The organism is Mesorhizobium sp. M7A.F.Ca.CA.002.15.2.1, from assembly GCF_003998715.1.
Taxonomy (GTDB): Bacteria; Pseudomonadota; Alphaproteobacteria; order Rhizobiales; family Rhizobiaceae; genus Mesorhizobium; species Mesorhizobium ciceri.
Genome location: NZ_RZPI01001250.1, coordinates 1 through 494 on the forward strand (window position 1 = coordinate 1; position 494 = coordinate 494).

Sequence of the window (494 nt, forward strand, 5' to 3'; positions counted from 1 at the left end):
GATATTGCTTCGGTCCGTTGGCCTGTCCGGCGCGCGCACCACGGCCGGCCGCGACGATTACCACCGCGACCTTGCCATCCGCACTCGAAACGTGATTTTCACTTGCGTCAGTCATTGCAGATTGGCTTAGCGCACGATCCCGAAAAGTGTAATCGGTTTTCGGCAAAGATCGTGCGTCAAATATGAATCCCAAAGCGTCCTTTGCGCGTCCCACGGGGCGCGCGGCGCTTTGGCCGCACCCAGTCCCGAAGGCCAGCATTTTTCCGATTGCGCCTTAATGTGGCGTCATTCCGCGTTGCACATTGCGGCCGATATGGCTAGAGAATGTGCAACGAATGAAGATGCTTGGTTTTTGTGCATGGTTAATTTGACCAAATTGGCCGCGCCGCTTAACGTCGGCGGCGTGAAACTCCGCAATCGCGTGTTCCTCGCGCCGATGTCGGGCATTACGGACGAGCCGTTCCGGCAGCGTGCCCACGCGCATGGTGCGGGCT

General features: G+C 58.5%; 1 pseudogene. It reads left to right on the forward strand.

What is annotated here, in order from left to right:
• Positions 1-358 precede the first annotated feature (358 nt).
• Positions 359-494: pseudogene (locus tag ENZ74_RS35590) on the forward strand (tRNA dihydrouridine synthase DusB); the annotation flags it as partial.